The organism is Halopseudomonas pelagia, from assembly GCF_009497895.1.
In the GTDB taxonomy this organism is placed as follows: Bacteria; Pseudomonadota; Gammaproteobacteria; order Pseudomonadales; family Pseudomonadaceae; genus Halopseudomonas; species Halopseudomonas pelagia_A.
On sequence record NZ_CP033116.1, the window covers coordinates 859,120 to 879,982 of the forward strand.

General features: G+C 60.4%; 13 protein-coding genes. 6 read left to right on the plus strand and 7 right to left on the minus strand.

The annotated features are described in order from the left end of the window. The first annotated feature begins 26 nt into the window (after positions 1-26). Genes recC through recD form a run of 3 tightly spaced genes read left to right on the plus strand, consistent with a single transcriptional unit; the run spans position 27 to position 9,215 of the window. Entirely contained in the window at positions 27-3,503 is a 3,477-nt protein-coding gene (gene recC, locus EAO82_RS04125) for an exodeoxyribonuclease V subunit gamma (RefSeq protein WP_096345959.1), read from the plus strand. Further along, complete coding sequence (gene recB, locus EAO82_RS04130; RefSeq protein ID WP_096345960.1) at positions 3,500-7,180, plus strand: exodeoxyribonuclease V subunit beta; 3,681 nt, start codon at positions 3,500-3,502, stop codon at positions 7,178-7,180. The genes recC and recB overlap by 4 nt, the downstream gene beginning before the upstream one ends. Beyond that, positions 7,170-9,215: an exodeoxyribonuclease V subunit alpha gene (gene recD, locus EAO82_RS04135; protein WP_096345961.1), complete on the plus strand. Its 2,046-nt coding sequence runs from the start codon at positions 7,170-7,172 to the stop codon at positions 9,213-9,215. Before recB ends, recD begins: the two co-directional genes overlap by 11 nt. Here the strand turns inward: recD and EAO82_RS04140 are convergent, their stop codons facing one another. The 3 genes from EAO82_RS04140 to ggt all read right to left on the minus strand — a co-directional run bounded on the left by EAO82_RS04140 (position 9,216) and on the right by ggt (position 12,633). Next, complete coding sequence (locus EAO82_RS04140) at positions 9,216-9,893, minus strand: gamma-glutamyl-gamma-aminobutyrate hydrolase family protein (RefSeq protein ID WP_096345962.1); 678 nt, start codon at positions 9,891-9,893, stop codon at positions 9,216-9,218. Continuing rightward, positions 9,890-10,888 (minus strand): amidoligase family protein, encoded by a 999-nt coding sequence (locus EAO82_RS04145; RefSeq protein WP_218838579.1) that lies wholly within the window; start codon positions 10,886-10,888, stop codon positions 9,890-9,892. Before EAO82_RS04145 ends, EAO82_RS04140 begins: the two co-directional genes overlap by 4 nt. A 101-nt stretch (positions 10,889-10,989) precedes the next feature. Next, entirely contained in the window at positions 10,990-12,633 is a 1,644-nt protein-coding gene (gene ggt / locus EAO82_RS04150; protein WP_174958701.1) for a gamma-glutamyltransferase, read from the minus strand. Between the two features lie 206 nt (positions 12,634-12,839). Between ggt and EAO82_RS04155 the strand changes: the two genes are divergently transcribed. Beyond that, positions 12,840-13,028, plus strand: a complete 189-nt coding sequence (locus EAO82_RS04155) for a hypothetical protein (protein ID WP_096345964.1) — start codon at positions 12,840-12,842, stop codon at positions 13,026-13,028. 221 nt (positions 13,029-13,249) lie between these two features. Beyond that, complete coding sequence (locus EAO82_RS04160; protein ID WP_096345965.1) at positions 13,250-14,917, plus strand: BCCT family transporter; 1,668 nt, start codon at positions 13,250-13,252, stop codon at positions 14,915-14,917. 68 nt (positions 14,918-14,985) lie between these two features. On the opposite strand, the gene EAO82_RS04165 is transcribed toward EAO82_RS04160, so the two are convergent. The 4 genes from EAO82_RS04165 to EAO82_RS04180 form a co-directional block, all read right to left on the minus strand. Next, positions 14,986-15,708: a 3'-5' exonuclease gene (locus EAO82_RS04165; RefSeq protein WP_096345966.1), complete on the minus strand. Its 723-nt coding sequence runs from the start codon at positions 15,706-15,708 to the stop codon at positions 14,986-14,988. Continuing rightward, on the minus strand, positions 15,705-17,621 hold the full coding sequence (locus EAO82_RS04170) for a DUF294 nucleotidyltransferase-like domain-containing protein (RefSeq protein WP_096345967.1): 1,917 nt from the start codon (positions 17,619-17,621) through the stop codon (positions 15,705-15,707). Before EAO82_RS04170 ends, EAO82_RS04165 begins: the two co-directional genes overlap by 4 nt. A 48-nt stretch (positions 17,622-17,669) precedes the next feature. Beyond that, positions 17,670-18,674 carry an MBL fold metallo-hydrolase gene (locus EAO82_RS04175; RefSeq protein WP_096345968.1) on the minus strand — a complete coding sequence of 335 codons (1,005 nt, stop codon included), beginning with the start codon at positions 18,672-18,674 and terminating at the stop codon, positions 17,670-17,672. A 79-nt stretch (positions 18,675-18,753) separates the two neighbouring features. Next, on the minus strand, positions 18,754-19,692 hold the full coding sequence (locus EAO82_RS04180; RefSeq protein ID WP_231703277.1) for an arsenic resistance protein: 939 nt from the start codon (positions 19,690-19,692) through the stop codon (positions 18,754-18,756). Positions 19,693-19,808: 116 nt separating this feature from the next. Between EAO82_RS04180 and EAO82_RS04185 the strand changes: the two genes are divergently transcribed. Continuing rightward, on the plus strand, positions 19,809-20,846 hold the full coding sequence (locus tag EAO82_RS04185) for a glycoside hydrolase family 5 protein (protein ID WP_096345970.1): 1,038 nt from the start codon (positions 19,809-19,811) through the stop codon (positions 20,844-20,846). Positions 20,847-20,863 lie beyond the last annotated feature (17 nt).

The window sequence follows — 20,863 nt, forward strand, 5'->3', positions numbered from 1 at the left end:
TTCTTTTGGGCACGTGCGGAGCAATGATGCAGGACGCTGACGACCTCAATCCCGGCCTGATGATTATTCACGGTAATCGTCTGGAAAGTCTGCGCGAGCTGGTAGTGGACTGGATGCGCGCGCACCCGCTGGCGCCACTGGAAAATGAAGTCATCCTGGTGCAGAGCAATGGCATCGCCCAATGGCTGCAGATGGCGCTGGCGGCCGATGCGCAACACGGCGGCAGCGGTATTGCTGCAGCGCTGGATGTGCAACTGCCGGCACGTTTTCTCTGGGATAGTTATCGCGGCGTATTGGGCCGAGAAGCAGTGCCGGAAACTTCGCCGCTGGATAAACAGCCACTCACCTGGCGGCTGATGCGCCTGTTGCCGATGCTGTTGGAACAACCCGCCTTTGCCCCGCTCAAGCGCTTTCTGGAAGACGATGTCGATTGCCGCAAACGCTATCAACTGGCCGAGCGCCTGGCCGATCTCTTCGATCAGTATCAGGTTTACCGCGCAGACTGGTTGAATGATTGGGCCGAAGGCCGTGATCGCATCGGCCTGGCGCGGCAGGGTCATCAACCGTTGGGAGTGGAGGAGCTGTGGCAGCCGGCGCTCTGGCGCGCGGTATTGCAAGACGTTGGCGCGGAGCGCCTGAGCGATAGCCGTGCCGGTATCCATCCGCGCTTTGTCGAGCATCTGTTGCAGGTGGCGGAGCGCCCGCTAGGGTTGCCACGCCGGGTCATCGTCTTCGGCATTTCCTCGCTGCCGGCCCAGACGCTGGAGGCGCTCGCCGTGATCGGGCGCTTCAGTCAGGTGCTGCTTGGTGTGCTCAATCCCTGCCAGTACCACTGGGGCGATATCGTCGCCGACCAGGATCTGCTGCGGCATCAATACAAGCGTCAGCAGCGCCGTCCCGGGATGCCCGCCACCCTGGATGAGCAGATTGTTCATCAACACGCACATCCGTTGCTGGCGGCCTGGGGCAAGCAGGGCCGCGACTATATCAACCTGCTGGATCAGCACGACGAGCGCGGCGCTTACGAAGCACGCTTTGCTTCGATCAACGGCGGCCGCGTCGATCTGTTCGAGGAGCCGGGCGGCGCAACCTTACTGGAACAATTGCAGCGCGATATTCTGGAGCTCAGCCCGCTGGCGGAAAGCCGTGCGCGTTGGCCGGCGCTGTTGGGTCGTGGGGATGAGTCGATCCGCTTTCATATCGCCCACAGCCCGCAGCGCGAAGTAGAGATTCTGCATGATCAGCTCCTGGCGGCCTTCGACGCTGATCCGAACCTGAAACCACGCGACATCATCGTTATGGTTCCGGACGTGAATACCTATGCGCCGCATATCCAGGCGGTGTTTGGTCAGCACTCAACTGACGCGGCGCGCTATATCCCTTATACCCTGGCAGATCAGGGGCAGCGGGGTCAGGAACCCTTGCTGATTGCGCTGGAGCACTTGCTGCGTCTGCCGGACAGCCGTCTGCCCGTCAGTGAGGTACTCGACCTGCTGGATGTGCCGGCCCTGCGCTCGCGCTTCGGGCTGAGCGAGAGCGATTTACCAACTTTGCACCGCTGGATCGAGGGCGCCGGTATCCGCTGGGGTCTGGATCAGCGGCGGCGTGAAAGTCTCGGCATGCCCGCCGGCCTTGAAGCCAACAGCTGGCGATTCGGGCTGCGCCGTATGCTGCTCGGTTATGCCACCGGGCAGGGCAGCGCCTGGGCCGATATCGAGCCCTATGATGAAGTCGGCGGGCTGGACGCCGCGCTGATCGGCCCGCTGAGCAGCTTGCTGCAGGCACTGGACAAATACGAACAGCAACTCGCCCAGCCGGCAAGCCCGGCTGTGTGGGGCGAACGTTTGCGTGGCTTGCTGGAAGCCTTTTTCAACGCCGAAAGCGATCGTGACCAGTTGCTGCTGGCGCAACTGCAGGAGGGGCTCGCCAACTGGCTGGAGCTTTGTGATTCGGTGTCGCTGGATGAGCCGCTGCCACTGAACGTAGTAGCCGAAGCCTGGCTGGAGGGCATCGGTCAGACGCAGTTGAGTCAGCGCTTTCTCGCTGGCGCGGTGAATGTCTGCACACTTATGCCGATGCGCGCGATTCCGTTCAAACGCATCTGTCTGCTGGGCATGAATGATGGCGACTACCCTCGCGCCCAGCCGCCGCTGGATTTCGATCTGATGGGCCGGGATTATCGGCCCGGCGACCGCTCACGGCGTGAGGATGACCGTTATCTGCTGCTGGAGGCACTGCTCTCGACCCGCGACAGTCTTTACATCAGCTGGGTCGGCCGAAGCATTCGTGATAACAGCGAGCGTCCGCCCTCTGTCTTGATCGGCCAGCTACGCGATCATCTGACCAGCGGTTGGCGCCGCGAAGATGGGGCCGATCTGCTCGCGTCGCTGACCACCGAGCACCCGCTGCAGCCCTTCAGCCGCGCCTATTTTACTGGCGATGATCCGGCGCTGTTCAGTTATGCCGGGGACTGGCGTGCACTACACGATCTGCCATTACAGCTCCAGGTCGATGCGCCGCTGCCCGCGATGACCCTGGGAAACGCGATTGAGCTACCCGCGTTACAGCGCTTTCTGCGCAATCCGGTCGAGCATTTCTTTGCCACCCGGTTGAAAGTCTGGCTGCACGAGCAGGACACCGTCACCGAGGATGATGAGCCCTTTGCGCTGAACGGTCTGCAGCGCCATCAGCTTAGCCAGTGGCTGCTCGAGCAGGTGCAGGATCTGGACCCCGATGCCGACTGGCAGGCCGAACTGACCACGCAGGCGGCGCGCCTGATGCAGCGCGGTAGTCTGCCGCTGGCCGGGTTTGGCGGGCTGACGCGGGATCAGTTGATCAGCCCGCTTGAGAATCAATTAAGTCGTTACCGTGAACAGTTGCCGGTCTGGCCGCAGGTCATCGAGCACCCACTGCCGCTGTTCGCCAGTGCGCCGGGTATCGAGCTGCGCAGTTGGCTGGCTGGCGTACGTCAGTCAGCGCAGGATCATGGCCTGCTGCGCCTGGATCTGGTCACCGGAAGCCTGCTGGATAAAAAAGGCAAGGCGCCGCGCTGGCGCAAGCTGCTCAACGACCTGTGCCTGCATGTTCTGGCTTCTGCCAGCGGTCACCTGTTGACCAGCAGGTTGATCAGTGCGGACGCCAGCGTGGAGTTATTGCCGCTGGAGCAGGGGCAGGCGCAACAGATCATGCATGACTGGTTGCTCGGCTGGCTGGAAGGTTTGAAGCGGCCGCTGCCGGTTGCGGCGGAAACGGCCTTTGCCTTGCTGACGGAGAAAAAGCCTGAACAGCAGTTGTTTAAGGCCGCGAGCTGTTACGACGGCTCCAGCTTTTTGACCGGCGAGGTGAGTAAAAGCGTGGCCTTGCAGCGCAGCTATCCGGATTTTGCCAGCCTGCTGGCCAACGAGGAGTTTCAGGGCTGGGCCGAAGCGCTCTACCTGCCGTTGGTCAATGGCATGGATGGCGGATGGATCACCATCAGCGCAGCCAGTGAGGGCGAGGCATGAACAACCAGCACAACCCGGACGAGACTCTGGCTCATTCATTACCCTTGGCACTGCGCTGCCCGCTGCGCGGCAGCCGCTTGATCGAAGCCAGCGCCGGTACCGGCAAGACCTTCACCATCTCCGCGCTCTACCTGCGCCTGGTGCTGGGCCATGGCGGCGACGCCGCCTTCGTCCGTGAATTGCTGCCGCCAGAAATTCTGGTAGTGACCTTTACCGAAGCGGCCACCCAGGAATTGCGCGACCGCATTCGTGCGCGTCTGGTCGATGCGGCCAGGGCGTTGCGGGGCGAGGACGAGAAGCCGGATCCGATTATTGCCGCGCTGCGGGAAGATATCGACCCGGATCTATGGTCGGCCAGCGCGCGCAAGCTGGAGATCGCCGCGCAATGGATGGATCAAGCCGCTGTGTCGACCATCCACAGCTGGTGCCAGCGTATGCTGCGCGAGCACGCCTTCGACAGTGGCAGCCTGTTTGTGCAGACGCTGGAAACCGATCAGCGCGAGTTGCTCGCCGAGGTCGCACGCGATTACTGGCGCCTGCATTGTTACCACCTGCAGGATGCAGCACTGGGCTGGGTGGACCACAACTGGCAGCAACCGGATCTGCTGCTCGGCAAGGCGCGCATTCTGCTGGACCAGGCACCGGCGGACGCGCATGAGCAGGATCTGCAGCAGTTGATTGATGCCGGGCTGCAGCAGGCCGAGGAACAAATGGCAGCGCTCAAGGCACCCTGGCTGGATTGGGCTGACGAGCTGACCTTGCTGCTGGAGCAGGCCCGCGAGGCCAAGGCCTACAACGGTCAGAAGATGAACAGCCGCAATCTGGGCAACTGGCTGGACAGACTTCGCAGCTGGGCCGGCGATCCACAGCAGCTGGTACTGGACATAGGCGCAGGGTTTTCCCGCCTGACACCAGAGGGGCTTGCTGAAGTATGGAAGGTAGGCAGCCCGCCGGATCACCCGGCGCTGGACGCGATGCGCGATCTGAGAGCGGATCTGGAGCGGATCAAGGGGCCGGAACAAGCGGCCCTGCGCCACGCTGCGGCCTGGATTGCGCAACGCTTCGAGGCGGAAAAGCGCCGCCGTGCGCAGATGGGCTTCGACGACATGCTCACGCGTCTGGATGCCGCGCTGCAGGGACCCAACGGTGACCGCCTGGCCGAGGTGATCCGTACCCAGTTCCCGGTCGCCCTGATCGATGAATTTCAGGATACCGACCCGCTGCAGTATCGCATATTTGATCGAATCTACCGGGTAGAAGCCAATGATCAGGACACCGCCTTACTGCTGATCGGCGACCCGAAACAGGCGATCTACGCCTTCCGCGGTGCGGACATTTTCACCTATCTGCGTGCTCGCGCCGCCACGCTAGGGCGGCACGAGAGCCTGGACACCAACTTCCGTTCCAGTGCTGCGATGGTCACTTCCGTCAATCACGTGTTTGAGCAGGCCGAACAGCAATTTGACCGCGGAGCCTTTCTGTTCCGCCGGGGCGAGCACAACCCGCTGCCGTTTCTGTCGGTCACTGCCCAGGGTCGTGACGCGGTGTGGAGTGTCGGCGGTCAACCGGCGCCCGCGCTGACCGCCTGGTATTTGCCCAGCGACGAGCCGGTCAGCGGTGATGACTATCGTTGGCAGATGGCCGAGCGCTGCGCCACTGCAATGGTCGAGCTGCTGCAGGCCGGTCAGCAGGGCGAGGCCGGCTTTGCCGAGCCGGGCGAGCCGATTCAGCCGGTGCGACCGGCGGATATGGCGGTGCTGGTGCGTACCGGGCGCGAAGCCCAGGCGATTCGTCAGGCATTGGCCGAACGTGGCGTGCGCAGCGTTTATCTGTCGGACAAGGATTCGGTACTCACTACCCTGGAAGCGCAGGATCTGTTGCGCTGGTTGCGTGCCTGCGCAGAACCCGGCAATGACCGTTTGCTGCGCGCAGCATTGGCCGCCCCCACTCTGAACCTGAGTTGGGCCGAACTGGAACAGTTGAATGAAGATGAGCGCCTGTGGGAGCGGCGGGTCGATGAGTTTCGCGATTACCGCCGGCTATGGCAGCGCCAGGGCGTGCTGCCGATGTTGCATCGGCTGCTGCATCAATTCCAGCTGCCTGCGCGGCTGCTCGGCCAGCGTGATGGCGAGCGGCGGCTGACCAATCTGCTGCACCTGGCGGAGTTGCTGCAAAGTGCCGCGCGGGAACTGGATGGCGAACAGGCGCTTATTCGTCACCTCGGCGAACTGATTCGCCAGGCCGGCAGCGGCAGTGCAGAAGAGCAGGTGCTGCGGCTGGAAAGCGATGCGGAACTGGTCAAGGTGGTGACCATCCACAAATCCAAAGGCCTGGAATATCCCTTGGTGTTTCTGCCCTTTATCAGCCATAGCCGACCGGTGAAAAAAGGCGAGCCGGTGCGCGTGCATGACGGCCAGCGCTCGCAGCTGCATCTGGACCCCAATGAAGAGGTACTGGCGCAGGCTGACCAGGAACGGCTCGGCGAAGACCTGCGATTGTTGTATGTCGCGCTCACTCGCGCCCGGCATGCCTGCTGGCTAGGGCTGGCGGATCTGAAGTCAGGCAATAGCAAGCAGTCGGTACTGCACCACAGCGCCATCGCCTGGTTGCTGGCTGGCGGCCAGCCGCTCCCTGCTTCGTCGGCTCTGATCGGTTGGCTGGAGGGCTGGCAGCAGGCGGACGGCAGCATTGTTGTGCAACCCGCACCCGAGCCGCTTGAAGAGATTTACCAGCCACAACAGGATGCAGTCCTGAACCTCCGCGAACGCGTGCCTTCGCACGCACGTTTCGAATCCTGGTGGATTGGCTCCTACAGTGCGTTGACGGTCAGCAGTGACACGCCGCTGGCGGCTGAAACCGCTCTGGCAGAGAAGATTACCGATGATGACCGCAAGGCGCGCTTCATCGCCCTGCGGCCCGGTGAAACGCCGACCATTCATCGCTTCCCGCGCGGGCCGCAGCCTGGCACCTTTATTCATGGCTTGCTTGAGCTGGCCGGCAACGAGGGCTTTGCCAGCCTGAGTGAACCGCAGCAGTGCGTGACCTGGCTGGTGCCGCGCTGCCAGCGGCGTGGCTGGGGTGAGTGGAGTCAGTGCCTGAGCGACTGGCTGGTGCAACTGCTGACGCGCCCCGGGCTGGTGCCCGGCAGCACTCTGGCGCTGGCAGACTTGCACCCTGGCCAGTACCAGAGCGAGCTGGAGTTTCTATTCAGTGCCAGCCGCGTGGATGTACGGCAGATCGACCAACTGGTCTGCGCTGCAACCCTTGATCAGCAGCCGCGTCCAGCCTTGCAGCGTGATCAGCTCAATGGTTTGTTCAAGGGCTTTATCGATCTGGTATTCGAACATGAGGGCCGCTATTACGTGGTCGATTACAAGTCCAACTGGCTCGGCCAGGGGCTAACGGATTACACCGAGGCGGCGATGCAGCGCATGATCCTGGAGCATCGCTATGATCTGCAGTACGTACTCTATCTGCTGGCGCTGCACCGCCAGCTGCGCGCGCGTTTGCCGGACTACGACTACGACCGGCATATTGGCGGTGCACTCTATTGGTTTGTGCGCGGCGTGGAGGCAGATAACGGCGGGCTGTGGCTCGATCGGCCGCCGCGTGCGCTGATCGAGGCGCTCGACAGGCTGTTTGCCGGTGAGCCCCAGGAGGCTAGCCATGCAGGGTGATCAACTGGATCTGCTCGCCGGCCCCGGCCTCGCAGTAGAGTTGCATGACAGCCAGCGTCTGCTGGCGCTGCTTGATCAGTGGCAGGCCAATGGCTGGTTGCGGACGCTGGATCGTGCGCTCGCAGGCTTTCTCCATGAACAGGTGCCCGACTCTCCGGCCAGCGTATTACTGGCTGCGGCGCTGGTCAGTCACCAATTGGGGCATGGCCATGTGTGTCTGGATCTGCAGGCAACCCTGGCAGAGCCGGACTTTGCTCTGTCACTGCCGCCCGAAGGCGAAGCCATAGAGGAGGCTTTGCTGCCGTCGCAATTACTCGCGGGTTGGCGCGTGACGGACTGGCAGCAACAACTGGCGGCAAGCGCAGTGGTCGACAGCGAGCGGCCCGAACTCGGCAGCCGGCCTTTGGTGCTGGTAGGGCAGCGTCTGTATCTGCGCCGCTATTGGCAGTATGAACGCCAGGTGGTTGATAGCTTGTTGCAGCGCCTTGGCCAGCCGCTGGCTGTGCCGGCCGATTTGCCGGCGCGCTTGCAAGCGCTGTTTGCCGGCAGCCAGCAGAACCCGGATTGGCAGCGGCTGGCTTGCGCACTGGCAGCGCGTGGTCGTTTCAGCATCATTACCGGTGGGCCCGGTACCGGCAAGACCACTACCGTAGTGCGTCTGCTGGCGCTGCTGCAGACCCCGGCAGTGGCAGTAGGCCAACCATTGCGCATCCGACTGGCGGCGCCTACCGGCAAGGCGGCTGCGCGCCTGACCGAATCCATTGGCAAACAGGTCGGTGCGCTGCCGGTGGATGCCAGCGTGAGTGACGCCATCCCCAAGGAAGTAACTACTCTGCATCGTTTGCTCGGCAGCCTGCCGGACAGCCGCCACTTCCGCCATCATGCGGGCAATCCGCTGGCGCTGGATGTGCTGGTGGTGGATGAGGCATCGATGATCGATCTGGAAATGATGGCCTGCGTACTGGCCGCGCTGCCGCCCAGTGCACGGCTGGTGCTGCTTGGCGACAAGGATCAACTGGCATCGGTCGAGGCCGGCGCCGTGCTCGGTGATCTCTGCCGGTACGCGGATGGTGGCTGGTATAGCGAAGAAACCCGCGCTTGGCTGGAGCAGGTCAGTGGTCAGTCACTGGCGGCTGCCGAGTTGCAAATAGGTGAGCAGGTTACGCATCCGTTGGCGCAGCAGACTGCCATGCTGCGCTACTCCCACCGCTTCGGTAGCCACAGCGGCATCGGTGAACTCGCTCGTGCGGTTAACCGCTGTGATAGCGCCGGGGCAAGGCGATTACTGGTAAGCGGCGACTTTAGCGATATTCACCGGCAACGGTTGAGTGCACCTGGCGATTCAGCGTTCGGCACCCTGGTGCTGGGTGGTAACGAGGGCCTACCGGGATACGCTGGCTACTTGCAGGTGTTGCAGGATATGCGTCCGGAGCAGGACGTCAGCGGCGCAGATCCGGTCTGGGAAAGCTGGGCGCGCAAGGTGCTCCAAGCGTTTGATCGCTTCCAGCTATTGTGCGCAGTGCGCCGCGGCGACTGGGGTGTGGAGGCAGTCAATCAGCGAGTGGCGGCGTTGTTGCAACGTCGCGGTCTGCTGCGCAGTGATCAGGGCTGGTACGAAGGCCGCCCGGTGCTGGTCACCCGCAATGATTATGCGCTGGGCCTGATGAACGGGGATATCGGTATCGCCCTGCGTATTCGCGAGCCGGCTTTGCAACCCGGCGAGCCGGAAAAGGAAGCGCTGCGCGTGGCGTTCCCGCGTAATGATGGTAGCGGCGGTATCCGGTTTGTATTACCCAGCCGCTTGCCGGAAGTCGAATCGGTATTTGCGATGACGGTGCACAAATCCCAGGGCTCCGAGTTCGAACACGTGGCTCTGGTACTACCCGAAACGGGTAACCCGGTGCTGACCAAAGAACTGGTGTACACCGCCATCACCCGCGCCAGCGCGCATTTCAGCTTGCTGGAAAGCCGCGACGGGGTATTCGAGCAGGCGGTACAGACGCGGGTAAAGCGGGTCAGTGGCCTGGCATTCTGATTACTCAGCGGCGCTTCTGACCGCCTGAATCAGCGCCTGGAACAACAGGCGCTGGCGGCGGTAAAACAACAGGAATTCCGGGTGCCATTGCACGCCAAGCAGGAACGGCTTGCGCGGATCTTCCACTGCCTGAACGATACCGTCCAGATCGCGGCCGCTGACGATTAGCCCTTCGCCAACCTTGTCTATCGCCTGGTTGTGCAGGCTGTTGATCCGGCAGTTGTCGGACATCAACAGTCGCCATAGGCGGCTGCTCGGCTCAACATTGAGGGTTTTCAGCGGCAGTATGGTCCAGCGATTGGAGGTCATCTTGCGGTGTGACTTCAGTTCCTGAAACAGGTTGCCGCCACGCCGTGCGTTGAGTAGCTGCGCACCGCGGCATATGCCCAGCAGCGGCAGATTGCGCGCCAGCGCATCGTCGATCACGGCCAATTCCAGAGCATCGCGTTCAGCGTCGTACTTAGGATGGACTTCTGGCTCGGCCGCATAGATCACCGGGTCGATGTCATGCCCGCCGGTCACCACCACGGCATCATATTGCAGTTGGCTCAAGTCATCGCCGGGCCTGACCTGCAGGGCTTGAGCACCGTACCAGCGCAGTGCACAGCCGACCAGGAAACGTGGCCCGAAAGCACCGCGGCGAGGCCCAGTCACAGCAACCACAATCCGCCGCGTCATGCCTGAGCGCCGAGCCAGTTCTTGTCGACCTGTTCTGCCCAATCGGTCAGTAGACGACTCAGGCCACTATCCAGATGCTGGCGATAGGCATCGCAACAGGCGGCCAGGCGTGGGGCATCTCCGGCCAAACGTTCCACCTCTAGCCAATCGGCCCATGCCAGGTGCAAACCCCAGCCGGGTTGATCGATCAGGCAATCGGGCAAACGGTAATGAAAGGTCGGCCGCGATTTGATCAGCGCGTCGCCGGTGACCGACAGCACCCGGGCCTCGTCGATATGCTTGAACAGGGGCAGCATGTCCAGCGCCCGGTTACGGGTCGGATTGTCTCGCAGATAGTCGCTAATCAGCTGGGGCATCTCAGGCCAGTACGCCTGGTTGATTACTTGCCTCACATACACGCTGGGAAACGGGTCGACATAACTGGTCAGTCGCCGCGTCATATTGATATTGGCGCGTTGCAACAGCCAGTCATACAGACATATGAAGGCTTTCAGATAGGCGCAGATGGTCTCGGCTTCGGTGTCTGGCACCTCCGGGTTGAACTGCATACCAAAGGCATTGGTCATGCGATCACCGGTACCCTTGGCGCCAGCGTTGCGCAGGTGCGCGATTAGCGCGTCGACCTCATGCAGGCGGTTCAAAGGCAGCGGCGGGCTAACCAGCTCGTGTGGGACCAGATTATCAGTCAGCCACTTGAGCACTTCTTCGGCAGAGGTTTTCAGGTCATCGCCTAAATCATCCTTCTGACGTTTCTCCCGGCCCAGTTTTTTCAATAACCGGAAGTCCAGCTCGACGATCCAGGGGCCTGCAGCATCGCCAGTGAGGGTGCGTTCGTAGCGACTGGTCTGTTCAACCTCGCAGCCGAGAAACTGCGCGGCCAACTGGGCCAGGGCGTCCAGGGTCAGGCCATTCATTTCCAGTTCTACGCCTACGCGGCGCAGCTCACCCTTCTGGGTTTTCTGCCGCGGCGGCATTGGAAACGGGTTCTGGGTCATGCCTCGCTCCTTCAAAGATGCCAAGCTACTCTAACACGAGGGCAAGGGCGTATTGGTGACAGGTAATGGCATGTAACCTATCCGGCCCTCAGGGGCCAGGGTCACTCACCCAAGGCTACGCCATCCAGTCGCGGATCAGCACCACCGCGCCATTGCCCATCAACTCGTTCGATACCGTGCAAACCGCTGGTCATCGACACGAGGCTCACCTCATGGCCCAGCGCTTGAAGTGCGGATACCTGCTGCTCCAGCGCCGTGCCGGCTTCCATTTCCAGTCCCAGGCCGCGGTCCAGGTGATTGGGCAGCGCGATGGCTTGCTGCACATCCATATTCCAATCCAGTACGCCGACCAGGGCTTTAACGACATAACCGATGATCCGGCTGCCGCCGCGCGAACCAATAACCAGTCTAGGCTCTCCATCGGCATCCAGAACTATAATCGGAGCCATTGAACTGCGCGGGCGTTTGCCGCCAGCCACGGCGTTGGGGTGAGCGAGATCGCCCAACTGCGGATCGAAGCTGAAGTCGGTCAATTGGTTATTCAACACGAACCCCTGGCTGAGCATTCGGCTCCCGAAGGGCGCCTCATTCGAGCTGGTCAGCGCCAACAGGTTCCCTTGTGCATCGACGATACTGAAGTGCGAGGTGCCGCGCTCATCCGCATCAGGCGCCAGCTCGATATCGCGTCGCTCCACGCGTTTGCCGGGTTCGCCGGGATGCACCTGAGTCAGCGCCTGGTCGGGCTTGATCAGCATGGCGCGCTGGCGCAGGTATTGGGCATCGAGTAACCCATCGACGGGTATCCGGACAAAATCCGGATCGCCGATATAAGCGTTGCGATCGGCAAACGCCAGGCGGCTGGCTTCGGTAATTAGATGCAGGCTGGCCGGACTACCAGGCGCCAACGCACTCAGGTCGAAGTGTTCAAGCATGCCCATGATCTGCAATACGCTAATGCCGCCGGAGGAGGGCGGTGGCGCGCCGCACAACGTCCATTCGCGGTAGGGCGCGCAGACCGCATCGCGCTTCAGTGCGGTATAGCTAGCCAGATCTTCCAGGCGCATATCGTCGGCTCCCCAGCGCGCATTGTTGGTGCGCTGGACAAACTGTTGTGCGATGGGGCCTCGGTAGAAAGCCTGGGGGCCCTGATCCGCAAGCTGCTGCAAGGTCCTGGCTAGCGCCGGGTTGCGTAATACGGGCGGCTCGACGCCGGCCTGGCGCCGGTAATACTGGCGAGTATCCGCGAACAGGCGCAGTGACCAATCGGCCTCTATCTGTCGCTGTAAACGGGGTGGCATCGGCAGGCCCGACTCGGCCAGCGCGATGGCTGGAGCCAGCAGCGTCGCCCAGGGTAGGCGGCCGTGTTCCTGGTGGGCCAGGGCCAACATCGAGACCAGCCCAGGCACGCCGACCGACGAGCCGCTGGGAATAGCCAGCGCCAGCGGCAATGAGGTGCCAAGAAACTGGAAACGGTCGGGGTTGGCGGCAGCGGGTGCGGTTTCGCGGCCATCGTAAACTACCGGCTGTGCGCTTCCCGCTTGATGCAGAAGCAGAAACCCACCGCCGCCGATGCCGGTCTCGGGTGATTCGATCAGCCCGAGTACCATTTGCACCGCGATGGCGGCATCTACTGCATGGCCACCTTGACGCAATATATCCAGTCCGGCTTCCACCGCTAACGGGTGCGCCGCGGAGATCATCATTTGTTCCGCCTGACGTTCCGCTACCGGTTGAAGGGTGCGCACGGCGGTCGCCGGATCGCTGCCGCTGCAAGCGCTCAGCAATACCAACAAACTTATGCCCGCCCAGCGGGTCAGAGCGATGAGACGGGATGGAGGTAAGATTATCGACATAGTCGGCAGGCTAACCTGTGCCAAAGCCGCCGTCTAACGTTTGGCATTTTTGAGGTATTATTACAGGCGTTATTTCTTTTGACCCTTGAAGGCATTAAATGACCAATTTAGCGGAGTTTCGGGCCGCAGAGCGTAAACTTGCGCAGCAGCTGGCCCAACTGGAAAACATGAAGCAGGACGCCGGTCTGCAGCGGGAACTGGCGTTCAATGATGAACTGAAAGCGTTGATAAAAAGCTACGGTTATTCAGCTCGGCAAGCGCTGGCCATTTTACAGTCAGCCGAGTAATCAATCCCGCGGAAGACAGCTGCGTTTCCATAATGTTCCCGAAATCGCTATCATGGGGGCTTATTGGTGACGAATGTCGCTGAATGGCTGTTGATCGGTAGCGTGTACCGGTTCTCCGTCAAGCATGGTTGAGTTGCGCACCAGGCTGGCCAAGACCCGTTTACTTGTCCTGTTCTGGCATCTGGGCAACCGCCTGCCTTCACTCAGGAGCAAGAACCGCGATGGATAAAGATCCCTCTTCAAATACCGGCATTGAGCCGGAAAATCCCCCCCTGGATGCCATCCCGGCACCTTCGGGCGAATCAACGCTGATCGATACCGATTACGTCATTGGCCAGGATAATATCAAAGGGCAGTTTTCCTTTGCGCTGGATATCCACGGTAAGGTGTTCAGCATTTCGGCGTTGACCATTATTGCGTTCGTGATTCTCACGCTGGCACTACAGAATGACGTGGAGCCGATTTTCAGCGCCATCCGTGATTGGCTGACTGGTAATCTGGCCTGGTTCTTTCTGGGCGCTGCCAATATTTTCGTGATTCTCTGCCTGGTGCTCATCGTCTCGCCACTGGGCAAAGTGCGCCTGGGTGGTATGGACGCCAAACCGGATCACTCCTATATGGGCTGGTTCAGTATGCTGTTTGCCGCCGGTATGGGTATTGGCCTGATGTTCTACGGCGTCTCCGAGCCGATGTCGCATTTTTCCGCGTCCATGGGCGGTGTGGCTGTAGGCGAAGAGGGTTTGCGTACTGACTGGGCGCCGTTGGCTGGCGCTGCCGGTGATGCACAAGCCGCTGCCAGTTTGGGGATGGCCGCGACGATTTTCCATTGGGGTCTGCACCCTTGGGCCATTTACGCGATTGTGGCGCTGGCGCTGGCGCTGTTTTCCTTCAATAAGGGTCTGCCGCTGAGCATACGGTCGATCTTTTATCCGATTCTGGGAGAGCGGGTCTGGGGCTGGCCCGGGCATGTGATCGATATTCTTGCGGTGTTTGCCACCCTGTTTGGTCTGGCTACCTCCCTGGGTATTGGCGCGGAACAAGCCGCAGGCGGCATCGACTATCTGTTTGGCATTGCCGCTACGGACATGTCCAAGGTGCTGCTGATTATCGGCATCACGGCGATTGCCTTGATGTCTGTGCTGGCCGGGTTGGATAAGGGCGTTAAGCGGCTGTCGCAACTGAACATGGTTCTGGCGATCCTGTTGCTGGGCTTCGTCATTGTTGTCGGCCCAACGCTGGCGATCCTCACCGGCTTCTTTACCAATCTGGGGTCCTACCTCCAGCATCTGCCGGCGCTGTCCAACCCGATTGGCCGTGAAGATGCCAACTTCAGCCAGGGCTGGACCGCGTTTTATTGGGCTTGGTGGATCAGCTGGTCACCCTTCGTCGGCATGTTTATCGCCCGCGTCAGCCGTGGCCGTACCGTACGCGAGTTTCTGATTGCGGTTCTGCTGGTGCCTTCGCTGGTCTCAGTGTTGTGGATGACCGCCTTTGGCGGTACCGGCATCGGTCAGTTCGTCAACGACGGATTTACCGGAGTGCAGGATGCGGCGTTGGAGTTGCAGCTGTTTGCCATGCTTGGTGAGCTGCCTTTGGCGGAAATCACCTCGTTCATCGGTATCATTCTGGTGATCGTGTTCTTTATCACCTCGTCGGATTCCGGCTCGCTGGTGATCGATACCATCACGGCTGGGGGCAAGGTCAATGCCCCGGTACCACAGCGGGTGTTCTGGGTGATCATCGAAGGCGTGATTGCTATTGCGCTGCTGCTCGGTGGCGGTCTGGTGGCATTGCAGGCCATGGCGGTATCGACCGGTTTACCGTTTACCCTGGTGTTGCTGGTCGGCTGTATCTCGATTGTTAAAGGGTTGATGTCCGAGCCCCGTTAACCTTTGATTTAGAGCTGCAACAAAAGGCGCGACCTGTGAGGGTCGCGCCTTTTTTCGGTTTTACTGACTCAGTTCCACAGATCGCGAATGGCAATGGCGGGATGGTAGTGAGTGGCAACTTGCGCTTGCAGCAGCTCGGCGGTAGCCAGCGCATCGACCAAGGCATGATGCGCCTGATAGTGCGGTAGGCCGTAGCGCAGGCGGCTGTCAGCCAGGCGGATGGAAGTCGGTTTAATACCGCGCAGCCGGGCAAACCAGCCCGGCTGGTTCGCACCGCGGTACAGCCGCGCTTCCAGCTCCATGGTATCAATCACCGGAAAATGCAGCTGCTCGCCGATAAAGTAGCGCACCGCTTCACTGAGAAAGCCGCGCTCGATATTGCGGTAATGCACCACCACCACTTTGCCTGCCAAGCTTTCCAACAAGGTACCTAACAGCTCGTCCAGCCCCGGAGCTTCGCTGATTTCGCTGTGAGTGATGCGGTGCAGGGTGACCGATTTGCTGGTCAGTTCGGCAATCGGTTTGACCACGTGGTAGCTGGTTTGCGCGCAGCGAATGCGATCAAGGCTGAAAGGCGCCAGACCAATACTGACGATAGCGTTGCGATCAGGGTCCAGGCCAGTGGTCTCGATATCCATGGCGATCAGCTCGACGTCGCTCAAGGGCGTGTCAGCGGCAACGGCGCCGGCCTGATAAAAGCGCACCAGGCGCTCATCCTTCGCGGTATTGGCCAGGTTATTGAAAATGCTCTGCCAGTCAGGGCTGTTAGCGAGGGCGGCTGCTTTGCTCATAGAGTGCGCATGGACTGCAGCGAAGGATAACGGTAGCGCAGGAATTTCTGTGCGTTGCTGAGGACCTGAAAGGCTTCCTTGAGGTTATGTCGATCCGCTGCAGGGATGGTTTCAGGCTGAATATAATTATTGGGTTCGCGGCCCTGTTCGATCTCCCGCGCCTGATGGCGGATACGCACCATCGACAGGAATTCCAGGGCATAGCGCAGCCGAGTAATTGCTTCCGGCGGCATCAGCCGCGTGGTGGCCACGGCGTCTAGTCGCTCGAAGGAATTTTGCGCCTTGGAGCCGCAAGCCAGGCTGTGTACCCGGATCAGATCGGTTAGGGGCGCTGTGCCGCGGCCCTTGAGGTTGATGATGTTCTTGTGCTCGCCATCCTGTTCCATCACAAAGGTCCGAAAAAAGCCCAGTGGCGGCGTACGATTGAGCGCGTTGCGTGCCAGGGCCGCCAGGAACGGCTCACTGGTGCTGGCTTTGGATGCGAGCAGATCCTTCAGCGTTTCGGCCAGGTCGGCTTCGCCATAGACGCTGTCCAGATCAAAGAAAATCGAGCTGTTGAGCAAGGTTTCAGGGTTGGGTCGGTCTATCCACTGGGTGAAGTACTGTTTCCATACCTTCAGCGGCTGACGCCATTTCGGGTTGGTGGCCATGATGCCGCCCTTGCAGTAGGTGTAACCGCAGGCCGCCAGCCCATCGCTGACGAAGGTTGCCAACTTGAGAAAATACGCGTCGTGCAGTTCGGGATCAAAGCTGTCATCCAGAATCAGCGCGTTGTCCTGATCGGTCACTACCAGTTGCTCATCGCGTGCCATGGATCCGAGCGCGAGGTAACAGTAGGGCACTGGCGGCGGGCCCAGCTCCGCCTCGGCCAGCTCCAGCAAACGCTGGCTGAAGCCTCTGCCGATACCGGCCATGGTGCTGCCGATCATATGCGCGGTGGCTTCATCGTTGGCCATGCGCACAAAGGTCGCGCGAATATCCGGTAGCAAGCTCTGCAAGCCGGCGACGTCCTGCTTATTGAAAATATTGCTGACCAGATACAGGCTGCTCTGCGATTCAAAGCGGATGATATCGGTCAGGTTGATCAGGCCAATCGGCCTTTTGCGCTGAATCACCGGCAGGTGATGGATATTGTTGCGCAGCATGCACAGCATGGTGTCGAACACCGAGTCTTCGGCCTGCACGGTAATCGGATTGGGCGACATGACCTGACTGATCGGTGTGTCGGGTGCCAGACCCTCGGCCACCACCCGGGTACGGAAATCGCGGTCGGTGACGATGCCGACCATGATGCCGGCTCCGGGGCCTGCAGCGGGCAGTGTGCCGGTACCGTCCACGGCAGCCATGCTATCGACGATAACCAGCGATGAGACGTTCTCTGCGGTCATCACGCACGCAGCCTCTTTGACCGACGTATGCGCCGGCACCATAATCGGCAGCCTGCTGATCAGCTTGCGCACTTTGATCTGCATCAGCTCGCCGGCCTTGCTTTGGCTGTCCACCGCCGTCTTCAGGCGCGACTGGCCCTCGGCCTCGACAAAGTCGGCAAAGGTTTCATGCTCCTCGCACAGACGGTCAAATAGGCTGGAGGGAATAAAATAAACCAGACTGTCTTCGATTGCCCGTGCTGGAAAGCGCACCTTGTGATTGCGCAGCAGACCGAAGTGACCAAAAATATCGCCTTCGGTCAGCCGGTTATACAGCTCGCCATTGCGACGGAACACATCCACCGCACCGCTGCGCAGGTAATGCAGGAACCGAATATCCTGGTCGAACAGCAGAATGTCAGTACCCGCCTTGAAATAGCTGATCTCAATCTGGCGTGCTACCTCGCTTAGGACGTCTTCCGGCAAGCCCTCGAACGGCGGAAAGCGGCTCAGGTGATCACGTATTTCAATGATCTCAATATCCATAAGTGCGCATCCTGATGAACAAGTGCATGAGCGACCGGGGCGCGCGGCTCAACGGTCGCTGCGCAATGGGCCGAACTCGACCGGTACCCAGGCAAAGGCCTCGCCTTCACGGCGTACGTGGCCCAAGCCGGGGAAGGGCAGGTGTGCGCCCGCGACCCAGAAGCTGTCGTCCGCCGCGTCGTTGAACACGCGTTTGCGGGTTTGCAGCGCCTTGGCGCTATCCACGTCGAACTCGATAGTCACCTCGGGGCGCGCGAACTGTACGGCATGACTATGTACCAGATCGCCCCAGACCATCAGGCTCTGGCCTTCCGAGCGGAACATGTAGGCACTATGACCTGGCGTGTGACCGCCTGTGGGTATGGTGCTGAGGCCTGGCATCAATTCGGCATCGCGGCCATATTGTTGCAAGCGCTTTTTCGCCACATAAGGTTCGACCGACGCTTGCGCCATTTGAAAAAACGGTTGCATGGCTTCGGGCATGCTGGCTGCTACTTCTTCGCTAAGCCAGAACTGCGCCTCGGCACGCGGGACGTGCACGGTAGCGTTGGGGTAGGTGGCCGTGCCGTCGGCGTTGCGCAAACCGCAGGCATGATCGGCGTGCAAATGGGTGAGCAATACGGTGTCCACCTGTTCAACGCTATAGCCCGAGGCCTCCAGGTTGGTTTTTATTACCCCCAGGGTCGGTCCGAAGCACTGGGCGGCGCCCACATCAACCAGAATCAGATTGCTGCCGGTATTGACCAGGTATGCGTTAACAGCGGTCTGGATGCCACGCTCAGACTCGACGAACATTTTTGCCAAGAGGCTTTGCATGTCTTCGGCGTCGATGCTTTTCAGTAGCGCCGGATCCAGGTCAATAAAGCCGTCGTACAGTGCGGTGACTTCGAAGTCGCCCACAGCCATACGGTAGTAGCCGGGCACTTGAGTATTCTGTTTGCCCACGGGAGCCGCAACGGCCTGGCTGATGGGTAGGCTGGCAGCGATGCCGAGACAAAGAGTGGCGAGTGCGCAGATCAGCTTATGGCAGGAAAACGATGATGCGTACGTCATTGTTATGCTCCGAGTGCAGGTTCAAATCTGAAAGAGGCAATTGTGTTCCGCCTTGCTACAAGCGTGTTGCTACCATGGGTCAGCGAAATAACTGGCGGGGTACCCACCATAAATAGGCCAGCATCCCGGTCAATTCCACCAAAGACTGGAAGACCACTACCGCGACAGCTATCTCCCAACCGGCAGGCAGAGCCAGAACCAAGGGTAGCATTACGAAGGAGTTGCGCGTGCCGAAACTGAAAGCCAAAGTGCGTCCAGCCTGGGTATTGAGCTTGAAAACGCGTGACAGTCCATGAGCAAGAAACCCGGCAATCAGTAGAAACAGGATAAACACAGGTAGTGCGGTCAGCAAAAGGGCGCCGGACTCTTCCAGCACCTGACCGTTTGCGGCACAGGCCATCATTAATACCAGCGCCAGGAGCGGTACCGGTAACCAGGCCAGGCCGTCTCCCACGCGGGCGCGGGCGGGCACTGCCTGCATCCACCGCTGGGTTATCGCCGACATCAACATGGGCACACCCAGCAGCCCTAGCGCAGCGTTTAACAGCTGCGCGTCGATGGTCACTTGCAGACTGCTGTCAGGTAGCATCAGCCATAAATAAACGGGTAGCAGCAGTAGCTGAGCAAGCAGATTAACCGGGGTGATTGAGATGGCACGGCTGGTACTGCCACCCCCTAGATGCGTAAAGGTAATGAACCAGTCGGTGCAGGGTACTAGCAGCACCAGCAATACCCCCAGACGTAGGGCGGGATTGTCCGGCAGCCACTGGATCAAGACCCATGCTGCCAGTGGTAAGAACAGGAAGTTACCTACCAGCACCGCTGCCATAAAGCGGCGATCAGCCAGGGCTTGGCGCAGGTGCAGTAATGGCACCTGAACAAAGGTCGCGTAAAGAAGCAAACCCAACATGGGCCACAGCAGGATCTCCAACCAGGTTTTTATGCCAGGTAGCAGGTTGCCTAGCAGCAGACCCATAGCGACAGCGACTAGATACAGACGTAACTGGTTTTTTTCCAAGATCGAGCGGTCTAGCATCGGATTGCAGTAGGTAGCGGCAGGGGATGCTACTGTATCAGTAGTAGGTAGGGAGTAGTTGCTTGCCCACTTTGGTTTATTGTCCTGAGGAGATGATTATGCACAAAGTCGCAAAGCGCTTACTTGCCGGACTGGGATGCCTGATGGTTGTTTGCTGGTCCGGTGCTCAAGCGCAGGAGAGCAGTATCGAGCTGGTGGGCTTGAATGTGGCGGGGGCCGAATTCACCGGCAATCAGCTGCCGGGCAAGCATGGTACCCACTACTTTTTTCCGCCCAAAGGTTACTTTGCCGAGTGGCGCAAAAAAGGCATAACAATGGTGCGCTTCCCATTGAAGTGGGAGCGCCTGCAGGCCAGCCTCAATGCCGAACTGGACCCGGTCTACAGTGGACTGGTGGACAAGATGCTCGACCAGGCCGCCGAAAACGACATTCGCATCATTCTTGATGTGCATAACTACGCGCGATATCGGGGCAAGGTGATTGGCACCGCGGAAACGCCGATCAGTGCCTACCATGATCTGATGTCCCGTATCGCGGAACGCTGGCACAAGCATCCAGCGCTCTACGCCTACGACATCATGAACGAACCCTATGGCGCGGACGACAAATGGCCGCCGACAGCGCAGGCGGGTATTGATGGCATCCGCAAGCACGACATGCAGCGGCCGCTGCTGATCGAGGGTACCTCCTGGTCCAGCGCTGCTCGCTGGCCGCGCTACGCCGATGCGCTGTTAGAGCTGGAGGATCCGGCAGATAACATCATCTTTTCCGCGCACCTGTATATCGACAGTGATGCCAGCGGAAGTTATAAAGCCGCTCCGGGGGATGATTTTGATCCGATGGTGGGGGTCAAGCGGGCCGAGCCGTTTATCGGCTGGTTGAAGCAGCATGGAAAGCGGGGGCATATCGGAGAATTTGGCGTGCCAGGAGATGACCCGCGCTGGCTGGACGCTATGGATAAGCTTCTCGCTCATCTGCAGGACAATTGCATACCCATCACCTATTGGGCAGCGGGCCCCTCCTGGGGCAAGTATCGGCTCTCGGTTGAGCCGCGCAAGGGCGTGGACCAACCGCAGTGGGCCGTGTTGGAAAAATACCTGGGGCAGGGTAACTGTTCGGAATACGGTCCAGGCTAGGGTCTGACGCCGGCTTT

What these genes read in the sequence shown, in the direction of transcription:
- recD (WP_096345961.1), top strand. Translation starts at nt 7,170, where the DNA reads ATGCAGGGTGATCAACTGGATCTGCTCGCCGGCCCCGGCCTCGCAGTA.
- EAO82_RS04175 (WP_096345968.1), bottom strand. Translation starts at nt 18,674, where the DNA reads ATGACGTACGCATCATCGTTTTCCTGCCATAAGCTGATCTGCGCACTC.
- EAO82_RS04165 (WP_096345966.1), bottom strand. Translation starts at nt 15,708, where the DNA reads ATGAGCAAAGCAGCCGCCCTCGCTAACAGCCCTGACTGGCAGAGCATT.
- EAO82_RS04170 (WP_096345967.1), bottom strand. Translation starts at nt 17,621, where the DNA reads ATGGATATTGAGATCATTGAAATACGTGATCACCTGAGCCGCTTTCCG.
- recC (WP_096345959.1), top strand. Translation starts at nt 27, where the DNA reads ATGCAGGACGCTGACGACCTCAATCCCGGCCTGATGATTATTCACGGT.
- recB (WP_096345960.1), top strand. Translation starts at nt 3,500, where the DNA reads ATGAACAACCAGCACAACCCGGACGAGACTCTGGCTCATTCATTACCC.
- EAO82_RS04140 (WP_096345962.1), bottom strand. Translation starts at nt 9,893, where the DNA reads ATGACGCGGCGGATTGTGGTTGCTGTGACTGGGCCTCGCCGCGGTGCT.
- EAO82_RS04185 (WP_096345970.1), top strand. Translation starts at nt 19,809, where the DNA reads ATGCACAAAGTCGCAAAGCGCTTACTTGCCGGACTGGGATGCCTGATG.
- EAO82_RS04145 (WP_218838579.1), bottom strand. Translation starts at nt 10,888, where the DNA reads ATGACCCAGAACCCGTTTCCAATGCCGCCGCGGCAGAAAACCCAGAAG.
- EAO82_RS04160 (WP_096345965.1), top strand. Translation starts at nt 13,250, where the DNA reads ATGGATAAAGATCCCTCTTCAAATACCGGCATTGAGCCGGAAAATCCC.
- EAO82_RS04155 (WP_096345964.1), top strand. Translation starts at nt 12,840, where the DNA reads ATGACCAATTTAGCGGAGTTTCGGGCCGCAGAGCGTAAACTTGCGCAG.